Below are 20058 nucleotides of genomic sequence, written 5' to 3' on the forward strand. Positions count from 1 at the left end.
CCGCCGTCAACCGGTAACGCCAGAGGCCCCTTCCATCACTGGAAGGGGCCTCTGAGCTGGGGCGCGCTCGGCAGGATTCGAACCTGCAACCTCTTGATCCGTAGTCAAGTGCTCTATCCGTTAAGCTACGAGCGCTTGGCTTCCCGGCGGTTCTTCTTGCCGGTCGGCGTTGCGGGGACAACATTACATGACCTGCGGCGTCAGACGAAATCCGTTTCCCACACCCCCTCTGAACTGGGAAAACGCCCTTTTGGCGGTCGCCCGGAAGATCGATGGGAGCGGCGGGGCGGCGGAGCGAGGCAGGCACAAGGGGGCTGAGGCCGGGCTGGCGATAGTTACCGCGCGTGACCAGAGTGGCACGCAGGGGGCGGCCAAACGGGTGGGGCGGTGGGGCGCCTGGAGGGGCAAACGCAGCGGAGCCCCGGCCGTGGGGCCGGGGCTCCGGTCAGTGCGGAGGCTCCGGGATTTGAACCCGGGATGGGGGGTTACCCCAAACCGCATTAGCAGTGCGGCGCCATAGACCAGACTAGGCGAAGCCTCCATGCACACCGAGCATATTCGCGCGAGCGCGATGCGGTGTGTGCAGATGATGTCACAGCCCAGGGGGATGTCACCAATCGCCGCCTACGGTACTCGGCTGGCGGGTCGCATCGCAAAGCCCTTATGGCGGCGCAACGCGCACGACGGCGGCGCGTTAGAGGGGCAGGGGCAGTGCGCCCCGATGTGATCACACCTGGAGCGCCCCCATGCCTGTGTTGCACCGCCTCGCCGTCGCCGCCGTCTCGGCGGCCGCCTCTGTGGCCGCGCTGAGCGTCCCCGCCTGGGCAGCGCCCGTGCCGCTGCCCAGGCCGTACGACGGGGAGGGCGGCGACCGTTTGGTCGTCACCGTGTCGCGGAGCGGCGTGGTCGCGGACTCCGTCACGTACACGCTGACGTGTCATCCCACGGGCGGGACGCATCCGGCCGCGGGGGAGGCGTGCGATCAGCTGGATGACGCGATGGTGTGGGGGAGGGACCCGTTCGCGCCCGTGCCGCCCGGGGCGATGTGCACGGGGCAGTACGGGGGGCCGGCCACGGGGCATCTGCGGGGGCGTTGGGCGGGGCGGCCGGTGGACGCGCGGTTCTCTCGGGTGAACGGGTGCGAGATCGCCCGGTGGGACAGATTTTCCGAGGTTTTGCGCCTTCCTGGGAGCTGACCTGGAGTATTGGCCGGGCCTGGGACGGAACCGACCGGTGAGCGCGCCCAGGGGGTTTGTCCAGGCGTGCGTCGAGACGCGTACGTCGTGCTGCGACCTCCCTCTCATCTACCGCCGCGCCCGCGCCCGCTGCCCGTAGACTCCCTGGAGGACACTCAACGGACGCGGCGGCACAATGACCGCGAGTGTCGGGCAAGGTGCGGTACATCAGGGAGGAAGCGTCGTCGTGAGCAGCAGGCCATCCCGAGGCGCTGCTCGCCTCGCAGCCATACTCGACGCCCTCCCGGACGCCCTGCTGCTGGTCAACTGCAACGGCACGGTCGTCAACGCCAACCACATCGCGCTCGAGACCTTCGAGGTGCCGGGAACGGCGCTCGTGGGCCGCGGGCTTCTCGATCTCCTCCCCACCTTCGACTCCAATCGCATTCCGGGCTCGATGCGCCGCCCGGGCGACCAGGACGAGGTGGGCCGCACCAAGCCGACGCGCATGGTCGCGCGGCGCACCGACGGCGTGCAGTTCCCCGTCGAGGTCACCAGCGCGAATCTGGAGGACGGCCGGACCCCGTACGCCGACCAGTACAGCTACACCGGCGACGAACTGCTGATGCTCGTCGTGCGCGACCTGACCGGGACGCTCGACACGGAGGCCGAACTCGCCCGACAGCAGCGCCAGACCGAGATGATCCTGCGCGCGGCGGCGGAGGGCGTGGTCGGCGTGGACACCGAGGGCAAGGTGGTCCTCGTCAACCCGTCCGCCGCGCAGATCCTCGGCTACCGGGCCAGCGACTTGGGCGGTCAGGAGCTTCATCCTCTTGTACACCACTCGCGCGCGGATGGTTCCCCTCTCCCGTACGAGGAGGCCCCGCTCACCGAGACCCTGCGCTCCGGCCGCAAATACCGGGTGCGCGGCCAGGTGCTGTGGGCGAAGGACGGCAGCCCGGTACCGGTCGACCTGACGACCGCGCCCGTGCGGGACGGTGATCAGCTCGTCGGCGCGGTGATGACCTTCACCGACCGGCGGCCCGAGGAAGCCCTCGTGGCGCAACACGCCGAGGAGCTGGAGAAGGTCACGGCCAAGCACGCGGAGGAGCTGGAGAAGCTCACCGCGCGGCACGCGGAGGAGGTCGAGAAACTCACCGCGCGGCTCAATCAGGAGCGGGACGAGCTCACGGCGCGGCTCGCCCAGGAGCGCCAGGAACACGCCGAGCGGTACGAGGCGGTCGCCGCCCGCAACGCCCAGCTGCTCGCCGTACTCGACCAGTCGCTGCGCGGCCCGCTGCTGGAGCTGCGCGGCGAACTCGGCGTGCTCGCCGACGACCCGGCCGGGCAGCTGTGGCCCGAGGCGAACCAGATCCTCCACCACCTCGCCGCCGGCTACACCCGGATGACCACGCTGGTGGACAACGTCCTGAGCTACCAGCGGCTCGACTCGGGCAGCGAGGACTTCACGCGGCACCCGGTCTCGATGGACGAGGTCGTCACGGCCGGCGTCGAGGGCGCGGTCGAGCTGATCGGCCCGGGGCGGGCGCAGTTCGCCGTGCACGCGCCGCCGATCGAGGCCGAGGTGGACGCGGAGCGCCTGGCACAGGCGCTGGCGCACCTGATCGCGGACGTGGCCGGAGTCGACTCCACCGGAAAGGCGGCCGGGGGCCCCGGCGGCGCGACGGGCGACTCGACGATCGTGGTGGCGGCGGCGCAGCGCGGCGACGTCGTACGGATCGAGGTACGGGGTCCGTACGCGGGCGGCGACCCGGTGCACGAGCCGATCGTCCGGGGGATCGTACGGCGGCACGGTGGCGTGCTGCAGACGCATGAGATGCCGGGCATGGGCGGGCACGCGTACGTCCTGGAGGTGCCGATCTCCGCGGCCGCCGCCGACCAGGCGGGCGGGCCCGAGGACGCCACGGCGGCATCCGCGGGCACGTCCGGGACGGGGGCCGCGGCGGGGACCGCCGGCCGGGGCGCCTCCGGCCCGGCAGCCGACACCGGCCACACGGCCTCGGGCCCCGGGGCCGCCCAGGGCGGAACGGACGGCACGGGCACGGGCCAGACGCCGACGGGGCGGCGCGCCCGGCGCGGCCCGAACGGAACCAACGGCGCGGGGACCAACGGAGCCGGGGCCGAGGGTGTCGGGACCAACGGAACCGGAACCAACGGTGCCGGAACCAACGGTGCCGGGGCCGAGGGCGTCGGGACCCATGGCGCCGGTATGAACAGCACAGGCACGAACGGCGCCGGCACGAGCGGCGCCGGTGCCAACGGGCCCGCTACGAACGGGGCCGGTACGAACGGGGCCGGTACGAACGGCGCCGGTGTCGGCGGTAGCGGTGGCAACGGCGGGGGCACGCACGGCGGCGCCGCCGTGCCCGGAGCCGCCCCGCGCACGCCCGGCACCCAGGGCGCCGGTCACCGCGCCGCGCACGCCGGGCCCGCGCCCCTGGCGCCCGCGCCGGACGGCGACGACACCGCCGCGGCGCAGCAGGCCGAGGCCGAGGAGCCACGGCCGACCGGGCGCCGACGCGCCCGCCGCCACCCCGCCGAAGGGCAGCCGGCGGCCGCGAGCGCGAACCCCGAGACCGACGGCCAGGGTTCGGGGGCTCATCGCCATGCCCGGGCCGGTGCGCCGCAGGCCGGTCCGCGGACCGGCCCGCAGGCCGCCGCGATGGGTCCGGTGCCGCCGCAGGGCGTGGCCGGGCAGCCGTCGCCCCCGGCGGGGCGGCGCGCCCGCCGCGGTGCCCCGGCCGAGGGCGGCCCGGGGCGGTCGGCCTTCGCGCTGCCGCCCGCCGCGGCCGACGCCGCTCCGCAGACCGGCGGCTGGCCCGCCGCCGCGGGCCCCGAGGCGCCCCCGGACGCCCAAGGTGCCCAGGGCGGACCGGCCATGCCCGCACTGCCCGCCGCACGCACCCCCGAACAACAGCAGAACAACTGGAACCAGCCCGAGGACGGCCCGGACCCGCTCCCCCCGGCCCAGCCCGGCGCCCAGCCCGCCGGGCGGCGGAGGGCCCGGCGCGCGCTCGCCGAGGCACCCGGGCGGGCCGGAGCCGACCAGGCGCAGCAGCCACAGCCGCAACCGCAGCGCCAGGGGCAACCCCAGGCGCAGTCTCAGCCCGCCGGCGACCCGGCCGGTGGCCGGTCCCCCTTCGCGCTGCCGCCCGCGGCGGCCGACCGGGCGCCGCAGTCCGCGCTGCCGCCGGAGCTGGGCCCCGTGGGCCTCGTCCCCGCGCAGCACGGGGCGCGGGACGCGCGCGGCGGAGCCGCCCAGGACGCCCAGGGCGGCGGCCTCGCCGTACGGGGCGGCCCCGTACCGCCCAACGCCGGGCAGCGGCCCGGCGGCTGGCCCGCCGCCCCGGGCCCCCAGACGCCCCCGGACGCCCAAGGTGCCCAGGGCGGACCGGCCATGCCCGCACTGCCCGCCGCACGCACCCCCGAACAACAGCAGAACAACTGGAACCAGCCCGAGGGCGCCCCGTACGACGCGGACGCGGGCCCGTACGGCCCGGAGGGCGGCCCGGAAGACGGCCCGTACGAGACCGGCGGCGGCCCGCGGCCGGTGCCCGGCCCCGGCGTGCCCCAGCCCGCCCCGCAGCCCACCGGGCGGCGACGGGCCCGGCGACCGCTGACCGAGGACCAGTCGGGGTCTGGGAATCAGCCTGGACCGGGCGAGCAGCCGGGCCACGGCGGGATGTCGGAGCACGGAGGCCGGCCGGGGCAGGGCGGACAGCCGGGGCAGGGCCAGTTGCCCGCCATGCAGGAAGGCGCGCCGCAGCCGGGCGCCTGGCCGGGCGGTCCCGCGCCAGGCGGTCCCACACCGGGCGGTCCCGCGCCACGCGGCCCCCAGCCTCAGCCTCTGCCCCAGCGCCGGCCGCAGCAGTTGGCCGCGGCCGAGCCCGCCCCGGGCGCCGACGCCTCGCAGGGGCGCTCGATCAGCGTGCGGACCCTTGGGCAGGGCGTGCCGTTCGCTCAGCAGGTCTCGGAGCATCACCCGCACCATTCGCAGGCGCAGCTCCAGACGCCGTCGGGCGGCACGGCCACGCCCGGGGGTTCGGGCAGGCGGCGCAAGCTGGCGGCCCGGCCCGACCCGGGCGATCCTGCCGCCTCGGCCGAGATCGAGCCGGCCGGCCGCGCGCAGCCGCCCCACCCCGGTGCCCAGCCCCACCCCGGTGCCCAACCACCCCCCGGTGCCCAGCCGCGCCCCGGAGGCCCGGCCCACCCCGGGGCCCAGCCCCACGGCGGTGCCCGCGGGCCCCAGCCGCGCCCCCAGCCGGTGGGGCCGGGGCCGCATCCGCACCGTCCCGCCGCGCCGCAGAGCGCGGGCCGCGCCTTCGCGATCGGCGCGCCCGACGAGGGCGCCGAGGGGCCGGAGCCGCTGGACGGGCCGAACGGCGCGGTCGAGGTCGTCGACGACCGCACCCCGCCGCCCGACGACGAGCTGCCGCCCGAGCCCCTGGACAACCCGCGCCGCCTGCTCGTATGGCCGGCGCCTGACATGTCCACCCAGCAGGCGCTCAGCGACCGCGGCTACCGCCCGGTGATCGTGCATTCGCGGGAGGAGGTGGACGCGCAGATCGCGGCGTACCCGGCCGCGCTGTTCGTCGACCCGCTGACCGGGCCGATCACCCGGACGGCGCTGCAGTCGCTGCGTACCGCCGCGGTCGCCGCCGAGGTGCCGGTGCTGGTGACGGCGGGGCTCGGCCAGGCGTCGCGGGAGGCGGCGTACGGCGCCGATCCGGCCGTCCTGTTCAAGGCGCTCGCCCCGCGCGACAGCGAGCAGCACCCGCCGCGGGTGCTGCTGATCGAGGAGCACCAGCCGATCTCCGAGGCGCTGACGGCGACGCTGGAGCGGCGCGGCATGCAGGTCGCCAGGGCGGCTACGGACGCGGACGCGGTGACGCTCGCGGCGCAGATGCGGCCGAATCTGGTGGTGATGGACCTGATGCAGGTGCGCCGCCGCCGGGCCGGGATCGTGGACTGGCTGCGGGGGAACGGGCTGCTCAACCGCACCCCGCTGGTCGTCTACACCTCCGCGGACATCGACCCGGCCAATCTGTCGCGGCTGAGTTCGGGCGAGACCGTGCTGTTCCTCGCGGAGCGCTCGACGAGCGCGGAGGTGCAGGGGCGGATCGTGGACCTGCTGGCCAAGATCGGCAACAACTGAGGCCCGCCGACCGCCGGCCCTCGGGCTATGAACCCTGGGAGTGGGGACCGTCGGGTTCGGGGCCCTCGTGTTCGGAGCCCTCGTCTTCGGGGCCCTCGTGTTCGGGGCCCTCGTGTTCGGGGCCCTCGGCTTGCGAGCCCTTGGACGGTGAGCCCTCCGTGCCGGTGAGGCGGCGGACGGCGGCGTGGAGTGACTCGCTGAGCCGCGCGGCGTCCTCCTCCGTGTCGCCGACGAGCAGCCTGCGGAACTGCGACACGGCGAAGGGCCAGCCCGCCAGCGCGCTGATGACGAACACCAGGTGCTGCGGCGGGAGGTACCCGTCGATGGCGCCCCGCTCCTGCGCGGCGGCGAACGCGGCGGCCTTCGCCGCGTAGGACGCGCGCCGCTCCTCCTCCCGCTGGACCTCGGAACCGCCGCTTCCGTACTCGAGCCCCTCCCAGAGCATCAGCCGCAGCAGCTCGGGGTGGGCGGCGTGGTAGGCCATCAGGCGGTCCAGATAGCCGGCCGGGTCCTCGGGGTCGGGCGGGACCGCGGCCGCGAGGTCCAGCATGGCGTGCTGTATGACCTGCCTGAACAGTTCGGCCTTGTCGCCGAAGTAGGCATAGATGAGCTGCTTGTTGGCCTTGGCCTCGCGGGCGATGCGGTCGATGCGGGCCCCGGCGATGCCGTGGGCGGCGAATTCCGCGGTGGCCGCCGCGAAGATCCGGGCCTTCGTCGCCTCCGCGTCCCTTGCTTGTGCCATGGACCCAGGGTAACCAACTGTCTGGTTGACAACATCCCCCCGAGCCCGCAGACTCAATAACCAACCAGTTGGTTACGAGAAAAGCAGCAGGCATGCGCCGCGGGGAGGCATCAGCGATGACGGTGGCAGAGACGCGTACGGGCACGGGCTCGGGCATGGCCACGCCTACGGGTACGGGTACGGGCACGGACGTACGTAGAGGCACGGATACGGATACGGATATGGGTACGGGTAGGGATCCGGCCGTGCCGTCCGGCACCAGCCGTGCCACCGGCGCCGGGCCCCGCCCCCGCGCCCGGCGCGACGGCCCGCCCAGCGGAGTGTTCCTCGCGGTCATCGCCCTCTGCACCGCCGTGACCGCCGCCAACATCTACCTCGCCGCGCCGCTCCTCAATCTGATCGCCCGCGACCTCGGCGTCGCCCCGTCGGCCGCCGGGTGGATCGCCTCCGTCGCCCAGCTCGGCTACGCGGCCGGACTGCTGCTCTTCGCGCCCCTCGGCGACACCGCCAACCGCCGCCGCCTCGTCGGCGCGCTGTCCGCCGCGGCGGGCGTGGCCCTGGTCGTCGCGGGACTGGCGCCGGGGCTGCCCGCGCTCGGAGCCGCCGTCTTCGCGGCCTCCGCCGCCACGGTCGTACCGCAGCTGCTGGTGCCGCTCGTCGCCGAACGCGCCCCGGCCGCGCGGCGCGGCCGCCACCTCGGCGTCGTCGTCGCCGGGCTGTTCGCCGGCGTGGTCGCGGCCCGGGTGCTGGGCGGGCTCGCCGGGCAGGCGTACGGCTGGCGCGCCGTCTTCCTCGGCGCGGCGGGCCTGACCGCGCTCATCGGCCTGGCGACCGCCGCGCTGCTGCCGGCCGAGACCCGTCCGCGCGCCAAGACCCACCCGTCGGCGATCCTCAAGGGCGTCGCGCGGGTGCCGCGGATGCTCGCCACCTCCTCTGAACTGCGGAGCGCGTGCCTGCGGCAGGCCGGGTTGTACGGGGCGTGGAGCGCCCTGTGGACGGCGCTGGCCCTGCTGCTCACCGGGCCCGGATACGGCATGTCGACGGGCACGGCCGGCCTGTTCGGCCTGTTCGGGCTGACCGCAAGCGCCGTGGCGCCGCTGTCCGGCGGCCTGGTGGACCGGTTCGGGGTGACCCGGGTGGTCGGCGCCGCGTATGTGCTCGCCGCCGCCTCCGTACCGCTGTTCTGGCTCGGCGGCTCCTGGATCTGGGCGCTGTGCGCGGCGGCGGTGCTGCTGCACGCGGGGCTGACGGCGGGGCAGGTGGCCAACCAGACCCGGGCCCTGACCTCGACCGCCTCGCCGGCCACGGCCAACACGGCCTACATCGTCTCGGCGTTCATCGGCGGAGCCACCGCTTCGGCGCTCGCGGGGCCCGCGTTCGAGCGGTGGGGCTGGGGCGGGGTATGCGCCGTCGCCGTCTGCTGGCTGGCCCTCGGCTGGCTGGGCGCCGCCCGACGCCGTCCCGGCCGGGCCACCCGTACGCGTTGACCGACCGCCCAGGATTCGGTCCCCGGCCCCGGACCCGGACCCCGGACCCGGTCCCGGACCCGGTCCCCGGTCTCGGCCCCGGACTCGTGCTGGGCCCCGGCCTCGGCTTCTGCTTCGCGCCCGACATCGGGAGCATCGGAGCTTTTCGGGGGCGTGGACTTGGTCGTCCGCGCCCCTCGGCCGCCTAGCCGAGCTTCGTCACCTCCAGCTCACCGTCCGCGTACCACCTGCGGATGACCTTCTTGTCGAACTTCCCCACGCTCGTCTTCGGCACCTCCTCAATCAGCGCCCAGCGCTCCGGCAGCTGCCAGTGCGCGATCCGCTCCGCGAGGAACGCCCGGAGCTCCTCGTAATCGACCTCGACGCTGTCCTTCAGCACCACCGTCGCCAGCGGGCGCTCCCCCCACTTCTCGTCCGGCACCGCGACCACCGCCGCCTCGGCGACATGCGGGTGGGCCATCAGATGGTTCTCCAGCTCGACCGACGAGATCCATTCGCCGCCCGACTTGATGACGTCCTTCGCCCGGTCCGTCAGCGTCAGAAAGCCGTCCGCCGTGATGGCGCCGACATCGCCGGTCTTCAGCCAGCCGTCGGCGGTGAACTTGTCCTCCGGGCGGAATGGCTCGCCCTCCGCCCCGCCGTAGTACGCGGCCGCGATCCACGGACCGCGCACCTCCAGCTCGCCCACCGACGTGCCGTCCCAGGGCACGAGCTCGCCGTCGGGCGCGGTCAGCCGGTACTCCACCGAGGCCGGGAAGCGGCCCTGGGACTCGCGGTACGGCCACTCCTCCTCCGCCGTGAGACCGGCGGGCGGATGGGCCACGGACCCGAGCGGCGAGAGTTCCGTCATGCCCCAGGCGTGCACCACCCGGATGCCGTGCCGCTCCTCGAACGCCCTCATCAACGACGGCGGGCAGGCCGCCCCTCCGATGTAGACCTCGCGCAGCGAGGACACGTCCCGCGGCTTGGCGTCGAGCTCGGACAGCAGCCCCTGCCAGATGGTGGGGACGGCGGCGCTGAGGGTGGGGCGGACCGCCTCGATCATGTCGGCGAGCGGGGCCGGGTGCAGAAAGCGGTCGGGCATCAGCATGGAGGCGCCCGCCATGAAGGCGGCGTGCGGGGTGCCCCACGCATTGGCGTGGAACATCGGCACCACCGGCAGCAGGGTGTCCTTCGCGGACATGCCGAACGCCTCGGCGCTGTTGACCTGCATCGAGTGCAGATAGATCGAACGGTGGCTGTAAGCCACGCCCTTCGGGTCACCGGTCGTCCCGGACGTGTAGCACAGGGCCGCGGCCCGGCGCTCATCCGTGACGGGCCAGGGGTAACGCGCGGGACGGCCCTCGATCAGCTCCTCGTAGTCGTGGACGTTCGCCCGGCACCCGTCCAGAACGGAGCGGTCCCCCGGCCCGGCGACGACCACGTGCTCCACGGAACCGAGCCGGGGCAGGAGCGGGGCGAGCAGCGGCAGCAGCGAGCCGTTGACGAGGATCACGCGGTCGGCGGCGTGATTGATGATCCAGGTCAACTGGTCGGCGGGCAGCCGGAGATTGAGGGTGTGCAGCACGGCCCCCATCGAGGGCACCGCCAGATACGCCTCCAGGTGCTCGCAGTTGTTCCACATGAGCGAGCCCACGACCTGGTCCTCTTCGACGCCGAGCTCGTCGCGCAGCGCGTTCGCCAGCTGGATCGACCGCAGCGCCACGTCGTAGAAGGTACGGCGCTCCGGCTCGCCGTCACCGGTCCAGGTGATGACTTGCGCCTTGCTGTGCGTCAGCGCCCCGTGGACGAGGATGCGGGTCACGGTCAGCGGTACGTCCTGCATCGTGCTGAGCACCGGGGCCTCCAGGGTTCCGGTTACGCGCGGGCGAGGTGTCCGCCGATTCTGCAGCCGACCGGACGGTATGTCACTAGGTCCGGTCAGGCCGCCCGGGTGAGGGCCGGGTCCTCGCGCAGCTTGCCGAGGGCGCGCGAGACGGCGCTCTTGACCGTGCCCACCGACACGCCCAGCACCTCGGCCGTCTGGGCCTCGCTGAGGTCCTCGTAATACCTGAGGACGACCATGGCCCGCTGCCGGTCGGGCAGCCGCAGCACCGCCCGCCACATCGCGTCCCGCAACACCTGCTGCTCCGCGGGGTCCGGGGCGGGGACCGGATCCGGCTCGGGCAGCTCCTCGCACACGAACTCGTCGACCTTGCGCTTGCGCCACTGCGAGGTCCGCGTGTTCACCAACGCCCGGCGGACGTACCCGTCCAGCGCGTTGTGGTCCTCTATCCGCTCCCACGCCACGTACGTCTTGGCCAGCGCGGTCTGCAACAGATCCTCCGCGTCCCAGGCGTTCGCGCTCAGCGCGCGGGCGGTGCGCAGCAGCACCGGCCCCCGCGCCCGCACGTACGACGCGAAGGACGGAAACGCGGCGGTGGACGCGCCGGTGCACACACTCGTGGTCATGCCTCCCACGCTAGGAGCGGGCAGCGGTCGATGGATCGGCCGTAAGTGCCGAAGGCGCCTCAACCTCAGGTTGTAGGAGCGGGGCCGGCATCACCTCCTGCGGGGGGAGGGGTGGCGGAGAGTACCTCAGGGTTGTGCCCCAGGGGTGGTACGGCGAGGGGGGTACGACCGGGGGCTCGGCCGACGGCCGGGGTCAGTCGATGATCGCCACGGGGGCGTCGACCTTGTTGCGGTCGATCTGCAGGGTCCGGCCGCCGTGCGTCTCGGTGACATTGCCGACGTACTGGTGGATACGGCGGTGCGGATGCCAGGCACTCTTGGGCAGGACCGGCTCCCCGGACAGCGATGCCTTCCCGCTCCAGCGTGCGAACCACATCACGGAGGGGAGGTCGTGCTTCCCGGCCTCGCGGGCCTGCTCCAGATGCAGCACCCCCGACTCGGCGCTGCTGTAGAAGCCCGGGAAATAGCCGTGCGAGCGCACTTCCCGGTTCCAGCCGCGGATGAAGGAGAGCGTGGTCTTGGCGCACTTGGTGCGCCACTGCTCGTAGGCCTCCATGTCGAGGTAGAGCGCGCTGCGCTTCTTGAGGGCCAGCGCCTTGGCCCGGTTGACCGCGTCCTTGCCCTCCTTGCGCCCCTGCGACCAGGGCTTGTCGCCGATGGGGACGTGCTTCTTGTTCTTGTTGCGGACGCAGGGGGACTGCGAGCCGACATAGATGGGCAGCACCCGCCAGCCGATGGCACGGGTCCCCCGCATCCAGGAAACGCCGAGGTTCGGCTGGCTCGGGCAGGCCCGGCCGCGGCCCCCGTAGTAGACGCCGACCGCGCCGTACCGGGATCCGCTCCAGGCACGCAGGGTCTCGAGCGAGGGGGCGTGGCAGGTGTCCAGGGCCCAGCCACGGAAGACCTTGGCGCCCAGCGGCCGAGGGTCGGGGAGGGCCGCCTCGGGGGAGGAGGCGGCGGAAGGGGCGCCGACGATCAGCGTGGCCGGCGTCGCGGACAGGCCGACCGCACATCCGACGATCTTCCATCTGATCTTCTTTCTTCGGTCCATATGACGAGTCAAAGTGCCGGTGGGGGGACCGGCCCCGCAGACACGCGCGCGGTTCAGCCGTCTGCCCCGATGAGCAGCCCGGATGTCGGTACCCCGGTTCCCGCCGTGACCAGGGCGCGGGACGCCTGCGGGACCTGGTTGACCGAGGTGCCGCGTATCTGGCGGACCGCTTCGGCTATCCCGTTCATCCCGTGCAGATAGGCCTCACCGAGCTGACCGCCATGGGTATTGAGCGGTAGCGCGCCGTCGGCGACGAAGCCGGGCGCCTCACCCGGCCCACAGAAGCCGAACTCCTCCAGCTGCATCAGCACGAACGGGGTGAAGTGGTCGTAGAGGATGCCCACATCGATGTCGGCGGGGATCAGCCCGCTGCCGCGCCACAGCTGCCGCGCGACCACTCCCATCTCGGGAAGCCCGGTCAGGTCGTCGCGGTAGAAGCTCGTCATCTGCTCCTGCCCGCGCCCCGCGCCCTGCGCCGCCGCGGTGACCACCGCGGGCGGATGCGGCAGATCGCGCGCCCGCTCGACACCGGTGACCACGAGCGCCTGGCCGCCGTCCGTCTCCTGGCAGCAGTCCAGCAGCCGCAGTGGCTCGACGATCCAGCGGGAGGCGGCGTGGTCGGCGAGGGTGATCGGCTTGCCGTAGAAGTACGCGGCGGGGTTGGTGGCGGCGTGGCGGCGGTCCGTGACGGCCACATGGCCGAAGACGTCCGGCGACAGGCCGTACGTGTGCAGATAGCGCCGCGCGGCCATGGCGACCCACGAGGCCGGGGTCAGCAGGCCGAAGGGCAGCGCCCAGCCGAGCGCGGTGCCTTCGGCCGAGGGCTCGCGGTGCTGCACCCCGGAGCCGAAACGGCGGCCGGAGCGCTCGTTGAACGCCCGGTAGCAGACCACGACGTCGGCGACGCCCGTGGCCACGGCGAGCGCGGCCTGCTGGACGGTGGCGCAGGCGGCTCCCCCGCCGTAGTGGACGCGGGAGAAGAACGAGAGCTCGCCGATGCCGCATGCCTGGGCCACGGTGATCTCGGGGCTGGTGTCCATGGTGAAGGTGACCAGCCCGTCGACATCGGCGGGGGTGAGCCCGGCGTCGTCCAGGGCGGCGCGGACGGCCTCAGCCGCCAGCTTCAGCTCGCTGCGGCCGGAGTCCTTCGAGAACTCGGTGGCGCCGATCCCCACGATCGCCGCCCGGCCGCCGAGCGTGTCGGCTCTGCGGACACTCATCGGGCCTCCCCGTCGGACCCAGGACGCGGGACGTGCTGTGGGCGGTCGGGTGGCAAGCACACGGTGACCTTGCCGGTCACATGCTTGCCGAGGGCGTTGCGGCCCGTCACCGAGATCTCCGCGACGCCATCGGCCGCGACCGCCGTGACCTGTCCGGTCAGCACCATCTCGTCACCGGGGTAGTTGGGGGCGCCGAGCCGGATAGCGACCTTCCGGAGCCGGGCGCGCGGGCCGAAGTGATCCGTGATGTACCGGCCGACCAGACCGTTGGTGGTCAGGATGTTCATGAAGATGTCCGGGGAGCCCTTCGCCTTGGCCGCCTCGGCGTCGTGATGCACGTCCTGGTAGTCGCGGGAGGCGATCGCGCCGGAGACGATGAGGGTCCGGGTGATGAGAATTCGCAGCGTCGGCAGCTCCTCGCCGACCCGGGCCGTCATCCGGCCACCTCCGGCAGCTCACCGGCCGCCAGAGCACCGCCCAGCGGCGCGTCACCCGACAGCTCACCGGGCTCCCCGGGCTCATCGGCCGTCAGCGCGGCGCCCGGAAGCTCATCGGCGGTCGGTCCGTCTCCGGTGAATTCGTCTCCGGTGAATTCACCGGCGGTCAGTTCATCGGTGGTCAGTTCATCGCCCAGCTCGGCCAGGAGCCCCGGCGCCGGTCCGAGATACGCATCCAGCTGTCGGCCCCAGAGGAAGTGCCGGTGCACCGGGTGCTCCACATCGGCGCCGATGCCGCCGTGGAGATGCTGGCCCGAGTGCACCACCCGTTTGCCGGCCTCGCAGGCCCACCAGGCGGTGGTGAGCGCGTGGATGGCGGCGGGCAGGCCCTGGTCGTAGCGCCAGGCCGCCTCGTACGCCGTGACCCGGATGGCCTCGGTGTCCATATGGGCATCCGCCGCACGCATCAGCACGCCCTGGTGAGTGGACAGGGGGCGGCCGAACTGCTCGCGGACGGAGGTGTGGTGGACCACCCGGTCGAGGGAACCCTCGCAGACTCCGACCTGCAGCCCGGCGAACGCGGTGCGGGCCCGGCCGAGCACATCGGCGTGGGTGCGCTCGCCGCCCAGCGGCTCGGCGGGCGCGGCATCGAGGGTCAGCCGGCCCGCCGCCCATGGCGCGGTGGTCTCGACGGCCTCGATCCCGGCGGCGCGGACCTCGGCCAGGAAGCAGCGCGGCTCCGCCCGGGGCCCGGCCGGGGCCCCGCGGCCCGCCCCCGCCCCGGAGCCCGCCCCGGCGACCTGCACAGTACTCGCCTCTGCGGCCTGCTCAGGGCCTGCCCCCGCGACCTGTTCAGGGCCTGCCCCCGCGACCTGGGCCGGCACCAGGACATGGGTCGCCACCCGGAGCCAGGGCACGGCCGGGAAGATGCCGCTCAACCGCCACCCGTCCGCCGTCCGGCGAGCGGTGGCCACCCGCGAGCCGAACGCGCCCGTGGCGACCGCGGTGCCGTCCCGCAGGGCGGGGAGCAGCCGATCGCGCTGCTCAGCCGTGCCGTGGACGGCCACCGGCAGCACTCCGTACGCACAGGTCGCCGCGAGCGGCACCTGGGCGGTGGTCCTTCCCTGCTCCTCCAGCAGCAGGACGAGCCCGACCAGGCCGATCTCCTCCACGGCGGCCGGCAGCCCCGCCGCGCACAGCGCCTTCCATAGCTCGGCGTCCATCGCGGTGCCGAGGGCGGACAGCCGCTCATGGGTGGACAGATCGCCGAAGATCTCCGCCGCCAGCTCGCGCGCGGCTCGCTGCTCGACGGTGGGTGTGAAGTCCATCAGGCCACCACCCCTCGGAAGACGGGAAGCTCAAGATCGGCGTCGACCCGCAGGAACTCCAGCTCCACGGGCATGCCGATGCGGACCTCGTCGTAGCGCACCCCCGTGATGTTGCTGATCATCCGCACCCCTTCCGCGAGCTCGATCAGACCTACGGCGTACGGAGGGTCGAAGGCCGGGAAGGGCGGGTGGTGCATGACGACATAGCTGAACACCGTGCCGGCGCCGGAGGCCTCGACCGTCTCCCACTCCTGGCAGCCGCATGCCCCACACCCCGGGAGCCACGGAAAGCGGAGCGCGCCGCAGCCGGTGCAGCGCTGGATGAGCAGCCTGTGCTCGGCGACCCCCGCCCAGAAGCCGGCGTTGTCACGGTTGATCACGGGGCGCGGCCGCTTCGCCCCCTTCGCCGTCGTGGCCCGCCGCGCCGGGGCGTACTTGAGGATGCGGAAGCGGTGTCTGCCGACCAGGTCCCCGCCCGCCCGGACGTCCATCCGCGTGGTGACGAAGTGGCCCTCGCCGAGCTTGGTGGTCTTGCGCGGCGACACCGACTCGATCACCGCGTCGAAGGTGACCCGATCGCCCGGCCGCAGAGGGCGCACATACTCCTGCTCGCAGTCGGTGGCGACGACCGAGGTGCAGCCCGCGCCGTCGAGCAGGGCCAGCAGCTCGTCATACGCCTCGGACCGCGCCGAGCCGGCCGGATGGCCGGACAGCCCGCCCATCGTCCACACCTGCAGCATCGTCGGCGGCGCGATGGCCGGATAGGCGGGGTTGGCGTCGCCCATCGCCTCGCACCAATGCCTGATCATCGGCTCGTTGACCGGGTCCTTGCCTTCGCCACCGACCGCGGCCGTCCGCCCCTCGAACGCCTTCAGCCGCCCGTAGAAGTCGTCCACGGCGACGCCCCCGACGCCACCTTCGCCGACGACACCTTCACTGACAGCGCCCTCGCCGACGGCCGGCCCGCCGCCGGCCGTCCGCTCACCGCTCATCGCCGCCCCCGCCGCATGCCGAGCCGCATCGTGGCGACGATTTCCCGCTGCACTTCACTCGCACCGCCCCCGAAGGTGTTGATCTGCGCGGCCCGGTTCATCCGCTCGAGCTCGCCGTCGCCGAACGCGCCCGGCGATCCCGCCCGGATCAGCCCCGCTTCCCCCACAATCTCCTGACACATCCTGTACACCTCGACGGCGCTTTCGGTTCCCGCGAACTTGACGCCGCTCGCGTCGCCCGGGCTCAGCGTCCCCGCCCCCACGTCCCCCACCAGCCGCCAGTTGAGCAGCCGGGTGGCCGCCAGCCGGGCGTGCGCCTCCGCCAGCCGGGCCCGCACCCAGGGCCGGTCGGCGGGGCGCGCGCCGGTGTGCGGATCCGGCGTGCGGGCGTGGGCGAGCGCGGCCCGGTAGAAGTCCTCGGCCTGCATGCCGATGGCGGCGAGCGCGACCCGCTCGTGGTTGAGCTGGTTGGTGATCAGCCCCCAGCCGCCGTTCTCCTGTCCGACGAGGTGGTCGGCCGGGACGCGCACCGCGTCGTAGTACGTCGCGGTGGTGGTCAGCCCGGCCACCGTCTCGATCGGCGTCCAGGAGAAGCCGGGGGCGTCGGTCGGCACCAGGATGATGGAGATGCCCTCGTGCTTGCGCGCCCGCGGGTCGGTGCGGCAGGCCAGCCAGATCCAGTCGGCGTTGTGCGCGTTGCTGGTGAAGGTCTTGGCGCCGTCGATCAGCCACTCGCCGCCGTTCCGCACCGCTCTGGTCCGCAGCGAGGCGAGGTCCGTGCCGGCCTCCGGCTCCGAGTAGCCGATGGCGAAGACGACCTCGCCGGCGAGGATGCCCGGCAGGAAGAACCGCTTCTGCTCCTCCGTGCCGTATTTCATCAAGGTCGGCCCGACGGTGTTGAGCGTGACCATCGAGACCGGAGCGCCGGCCCGGTACGCCTCGTCGAAGAAGACGAACTGCTCGTCGGGGCCCCGTCCCTGGCCTCCGTACTCGACCGGCCAGCCGAGCCCCAGCAGTCCATCGGCGCCGATACGCCGCAGCAGCAGCCGCTGCAAGGCCGGATCGCCCGGCAGCGCGGCGCGCGTCTCCGGGGGAATCAGCTCGCGGAAGTAGTCGCGGAGTTCCTCGCGCAGCCGCCGCTGGCGGGGGGTGGGAGCGAGGTGCATGGGCAGCGGTCTCCCCTTCGCTCGACAACGTCGCACGTCCGGGCGCAAAGCTTTCTGACTATCCGTCAGATAAATCAGTGCTGTCAAGGTCGCGCGGCGGCGAGGCGCGAGGTGAGGGCGAGCGCGCACCGAGCGATTGAACGCGGCGTCGGCCTTCAGCTCGCCGCGGCGCGCCTCGCCCCCACGACCGGAGAAACGGCCGCCTCAAGCGGGAACCGATAGGGATAAGGCCGACGACGATCCAAAGTTGTACAGAAAGTGACCTGTGCGCTACGCGTTCGGATGAGACTATCGTGATGACGCGAACGAGGCGCTCCGTGAGGGGATGGCACGGCCACTGGTCGGCGCTTCCGCACCCAGGCGGACAGTGAATCCGGTTTTCCGCACTCCCCCGCGACCGGACGCTCGGCATCCGGGACGGCGGCGCAGAACCAGGGGGGAGCAGTGCACGAGCTCTACACACAGGGGTGGTTCCGGAACTTCGTCTTACCCATGGGCCTGTGCGCACTGGTCACCGGAATCTCGCTGGTCCACCGATTCGCCGACAAGGGCCGGCTCCTGGGGACCGCCCGATCGACAGCCCTGTGCGGCACGATCATGGCGTGCACCTGCGCCGCGGCCATGATCACCATCACCCTCCTGCTGCCGCACGCCGCGGACGTGCCGCCCGCCGTGGCCGCGGCCGCCGCCGGAGGCGCGCTGGCCCCGAGGGTCCGCCAGCAGCAGAACCAACAGTCCACCCCTCCCTTCGTCGCCATGATCACCCTCGGGATCGCCGTGCTGCTCGGCCACCTGGAGCGGCGGCTCATCCACGACATGTACTGCCACTGTCACCGACTGGTCAGGGACTTCGAGGACATCGCACAACTGCGGATGTTCGCCTTCGACGCCCGCGCGCATCTGCGCGGTTGCGCCGTACAGACGAAGGACAAGACGACCATCGACGGCCTGTACGAAGACGTGGAGGCCCTACTGGACGAGGCCGCGAAGGTCGAGGCCGACGTCGAGGCGCGCCGCCGGCAGCGAGAGCTGCAGGACTTCCCCAAGGAACTGCACAGCCGGACGAGGGAGGAGGCCGAGGACTGCCGGCAGGCCCTGGCCAAGGCCAAGGAAGCCTGCGTGCAGATGCTCGAGTTCGGCTACAGGCACGGCAAGCGCAGCGGCGACAGGGACCTCATGAGGATCCGACAAGCGGCCATGGCCGTCGAACCGCTAACCGAGGCCCCCACGCCCCATCCGTGACGAGCCCGCCCATCGCCCACGTCAATGGGTATAGACGAACGCGTCGGAACTACCCGGTCGCAGTGCGACCTCGTCCTGGCGGCCGGTTTTGGGCTCGACAAAGCTGATCCTGACATCGAGATCAAGCGCTTCCGCCACTGCTGCCAGACTACGCAGCGTCAGGTTCTCGTCCCCGGACAGGATCTGACTGACTCTGCCCGGACTCACGTCCATCAGCCTGGCGAGATCGGTTCGGCTCATGTCCCGCTTGCCCAACACTCCAGCCACCTCCACGGTGGCCTGCCGAGCCAACCGGGCACCGGCGGCGTCGGCCGCCTCGGCCTTCACACCTTTGCTCTTCCACGGCAAGACTCATCACTCCAGACCGCGCTGCATCGACATCATGGCGTCGCTCTTCACATCCACACTTCGCTTCTCACATCCACACTCCCAGGATCCCCTTTTTAGCTTCAGCTAAAAGCCCACTTTCGGCTCAATCTCATGATGAGCCGACGGATCCCGCCCGTTCGCACGGCCGTGACCTGCGACGACGACAGACACCATTCGTTTTCGGCCAGATCCGTACCTCGTAACCGGCTTGGTCGCTCGAAGAGCCGGCTGAGACTCTTGCCCCATGAGCACACCCCCGGACGGCCTGCCGGCCTACCGAGTCCTGACCGGCCCCGACGACGAGACCTTCTGCCGCCGCGTCAGCGAGGTCCTCGCCCTGGGCTACCAACTCCACGAAGGCCCCGCCGTCACCTTCAACGGCGACCGCGTGATCGTCGCCCAAGCCCTCCTCTGGCCGACGCGTTAAGTACGCGGAAGCCGCTCACCAGCGCACGTACGAGCAACCGGGGATGCGGCGAGATCGCCTCAACTGCGCCTACTTCGCCCTGGATCATTCCGTTTGCCGCAGGCCCTTCCAGGGAATGATCTCTCCACGGGTGAGAGCACTTCAGCGAGACGGGGGCCTGCTGATGAGTGGTACGTCACGACCTGATCAGCACAGCGCCGAGGCAGAGATAGCCTCGTCTGCACCGAAGCGCCCCAAGGTGAAGCAGATCGCCCTCATACCGCCCTCCCCAGGCCCGCTCCCCGAGCGCGCCCGCGAGCGTTTCGGCGACGAGCACCCCGACCCCCTCGCCTCCCTGTTGGACAAAATCAACAAAGGCGAGGCCATCCCCACTCCCAACGGCAAGACGTCCGGCGAAGACCGCGACATCCACGAGGAGGAGTGGCGAGCACACGATCGCCACGGCCCCTACGGGCAAGGGCGCCGCCGCAAGAACTGACGCGACTGGACGCGTAGCAAAGCGGGCCACGAGCGTCGCACCGGCCCGGGCGACGCCGCGCTGAACCGCCCCTGGTCTACACCCGCTGGTCGAAGGTGCGGATTCACGCGGCCGGAGTGAGACACCGCAGACGTAGAAGGGGCGCCTCCTGAGCGGGGGTGCCCCTTCTGACCTGCTCGTTCTCTCACCTCGGCGGAGGCTGAGGGATTTGAACCCTCGGTGACATCGCTGCCACGACGGTTTTCAAGACCGTTCCCTTAGGCCGCTCGGGCAAGCCTCCTCGCGTCGGGCCCGCTGGGGGTGGGTGACGCGGGGAT

General features: G+C 72.7%; 16 protein-coding genes, 3 tRNA genes and 1 pseudogene. 6 read left to right on the forward strand and 14 right to left on the reverse strand.

The window, feature by feature from the left end; genetic code table 11:
• Positions 1-62: 62 nt before the first annotated feature.
• The 3 genes from BBH68_RS12740 to BBH68_RS44245 form a co-directional block, all read right to left on the reverse strand.
• A tRNA-Arg gene (locus BBH68_RS12740) sits at positions 63-135 on the reverse strand.
• Positions 136-451: 316 nt separating this feature from the next.
• Positions 452-541: transfer RNA gene (locus tag BBH68_RS12745), tRNA-Ser, on the reverse strand.
• Positions 542-727: 186 nt separating this feature from the next.
• Entirely contained in the window at positions 728-928 is a 201-nt protein-coding gene (locus tag BBH68_RS44245) for a hypothetical protein (protein ID WP_342673133.1), read from the reverse strand.
• Between BBH68_RS44245 and BBH68_RS12750 the strand changes: the two genes are divergently transcribed.
• Both BBH68_RS12750 and BBH68_RS12755 read left to right on the forward strand, forming a co-directional pair.
• Positions 903-1196, forward strand: coding sequence for an SSI family serine proteinase inhibitor (locus BBH68_RS12750; RefSeq protein ID WP_342673132.1), 294 nt, complete (start codon positions 903-905; stop codon positions 1194-1196). The two genes, BBH68_RS44245 and BBH68_RS12750, sit on opposite strands and share 26 nt — an antisense overlap.
• A 226-nt stretch (positions 1197-1422) precedes the next feature.
• Positions 1423-6351, forward strand: a complete 4929-nt coding sequence (locus BBH68_RS12755; protein WP_174589016.1) for a PAS domain-containing protein — start codon at positions 1423-1425, stop codon at positions 6349-6351.
• 166 nt (positions 6352-6517) lie between these two features.
• Here the strand turns inward: BBH68_RS12755 and BBH68_RS12760 are convergent.
• A pseudogene (locus tag BBH68_RS12760) lies at positions 6518-7093 on the reverse strand (TetR/AcrR family transcriptional regulator); the annotation flags it as partial.
• A gap of 221 nt (positions 7094-7314) precedes the next feature.
• On the opposite strand from BBH68_RS12760, the gene BBH68_RS12765 reads away from it, so the two are divergent.
• On the forward strand, positions 7315-8580 hold the full coding sequence (locus BBH68_RS12765; RefSeq protein ID WP_245738034.1) for an MFS transporter: 1266 nt from the start codon (positions 7315-7317) through the stop codon (positions 8578-8580).
• 184 nt (positions 8581-8764) lie between these two features.
• Here BBH68_RS12765 and BBH68_RS12770 read toward each other — a convergent pair whose 3' ends face one another.
• The 8 genes from BBH68_RS12770 to BBH68_RS12805 all read right to left on the reverse strand — a co-directional run bounded on the left by BBH68_RS12770 (position 8765) and on the right by BBH68_RS12805 (position 17225).
• Positions 8765-10417, reverse strand: coding sequence for a long-chain fatty acid--CoA ligase (locus BBH68_RS12770; protein ID WP_065961811.1), 1653 nt, complete (start codon positions 10415-10417; stop codon positions 8765-8767).
• Positions 10418-10500: 83 nt separating this feature from the next.
• Positions 10501-11031, reverse strand: a complete 531-nt coding sequence (locus BBH68_RS12775; protein WP_065961814.1) for a SigE family RNA polymerase sigma factor — start codon at positions 11029-11031, stop codon at positions 10501-10503.
• Positions 11032-11224: 193 nt separating this feature from the next.
• Complete coding sequence (locus BBH68_RS12780) at positions 11225-12082, reverse strand: DUF1906 domain-containing protein (protein ID WP_065961815.1); 858 nt, start codon at positions 12080-12082, stop codon at positions 11225-11227.
• Positions 12083-12135: 53 nt separating this feature from the next.
• The gene (locus BBH68_RS12785; RefSeq protein ID WP_065961816.1) at positions 12136-13302 is read right to left on the reverse strand and encodes a lipid-transfer protein; all 1167 of its coding nucleotides are present in this window, start codon (positions 13300-13302) and stop codon (positions 12136-12138) included.
• Complete coding sequence (locus tag BBH68_RS12790; protein WP_065961818.1) at positions 13299-13739, reverse strand: MaoC family dehydratase; 441 nt, start codon at positions 13737-13739, stop codon at positions 13299-13301. The genes BBH68_RS12785 and BBH68_RS12790 overlap by 4 nt, the downstream gene beginning before the upstream one ends.
• Positions 13736-15067: an acyl-CoA dehydrogenase family protein gene (locus tag BBH68_RS12795; RefSeq protein ID WP_079150947.1), complete on the reverse strand. Its 1332-nt coding sequence runs from the start codon at positions 15065-15067 to the stop codon at positions 13736-13738. The genes BBH68_RS12790 and BBH68_RS12795 overlap by 4 nt, the downstream gene beginning before the upstream one ends.
• Positions 15067-16059 (reverse strand): bifunctional MaoC family dehydratase N-terminal/OB-fold nucleic acid binding domain-containing protein, encoded by a 993-nt coding sequence (locus tag BBH68_RS12800; protein WP_079150948.1) that lies wholly within the window; start codon positions 16057-16059, stop codon positions 15067-15069. The genes BBH68_RS12795 and BBH68_RS12800 overlap by 1 nt, the downstream gene beginning before the upstream one ends.
• Complete coding sequence (locus BBH68_RS12805; protein ID WP_065961819.1) at positions 16056-17225, reverse strand: acyl-CoA dehydrogenase family protein; 1170 nt, start codon at positions 17223-17225, stop codon at positions 16056-16058. Before BBH68_RS12805 ends, BBH68_RS12800 begins: the two co-directional genes overlap by 4 nt.
• 444 nt (positions 17226-17669) lie before the next feature.
• Here BBH68_RS12805 and BBH68_RS12810 point away from each other — a divergent pair, with 444 nt between their 5' ends.
• Complete coding sequence (locus BBH68_RS12810; protein WP_245738035.1) at positions 17670-18467, forward strand: hypothetical protein; 798 nt, start codon at positions 17670-17672, stop codon at positions 18465-18467.
• 21 nt (positions 18468-18488) lie between these two features.
• Here BBH68_RS12810 and BBH68_RS12815 read toward each other — a convergent pair whose 3' ends face one another.
• On the reverse strand, positions 18489-18815 hold the full coding sequence (locus BBH68_RS12815; protein WP_065961822.1) for a helix-turn-helix domain-containing protein: 327 nt from the start codon (positions 18813-18815) through the stop codon (positions 18489-18491).
• Positions 18816-19080: 265 nt separating this feature from the next.
• On the opposite strand from BBH68_RS12815, the gene BBH68_RS12820 reads away from it, so the two are divergent.
• Positions 19081-19263: a DUF1737 domain-containing protein gene (locus tag BBH68_RS12820; protein WP_065961823.1), complete on the forward strand. Its 183-nt coding sequence runs from the start codon at positions 19081-19083 to the stop codon at positions 19261-19263.
• Between the two features lie 238 nt (positions 19264-19501).
• Positions 19502-19741 (forward strand): hypothetical protein, encoded by a 240-nt coding sequence (locus BBH68_RS12825; protein WP_065961825.1) that lies wholly within the window; start codon positions 19502-19504, stop codon positions 19739-19741.
• A gap of 193 nt (positions 19742-19934) precedes the next feature.
• Here BBH68_RS12825 and BBH68_RS12830 read toward each other — a convergent pair.
• A tRNA-Ser gene (locus BBH68_RS12830) sits at positions 19935-20021 on the reverse strand.
• Positions 20022-20058: the final 37 nt, after the last annotated feature.

This window comes from Streptomyces sparsogenes (genome assembly GCF_001704635.1).
Classification (GTDB): Bacteria; Actinomycetota; Actinomycetes; order Streptomycetales; family Streptomycetaceae; genus Streptomyces; species Streptomyces sparsogenes.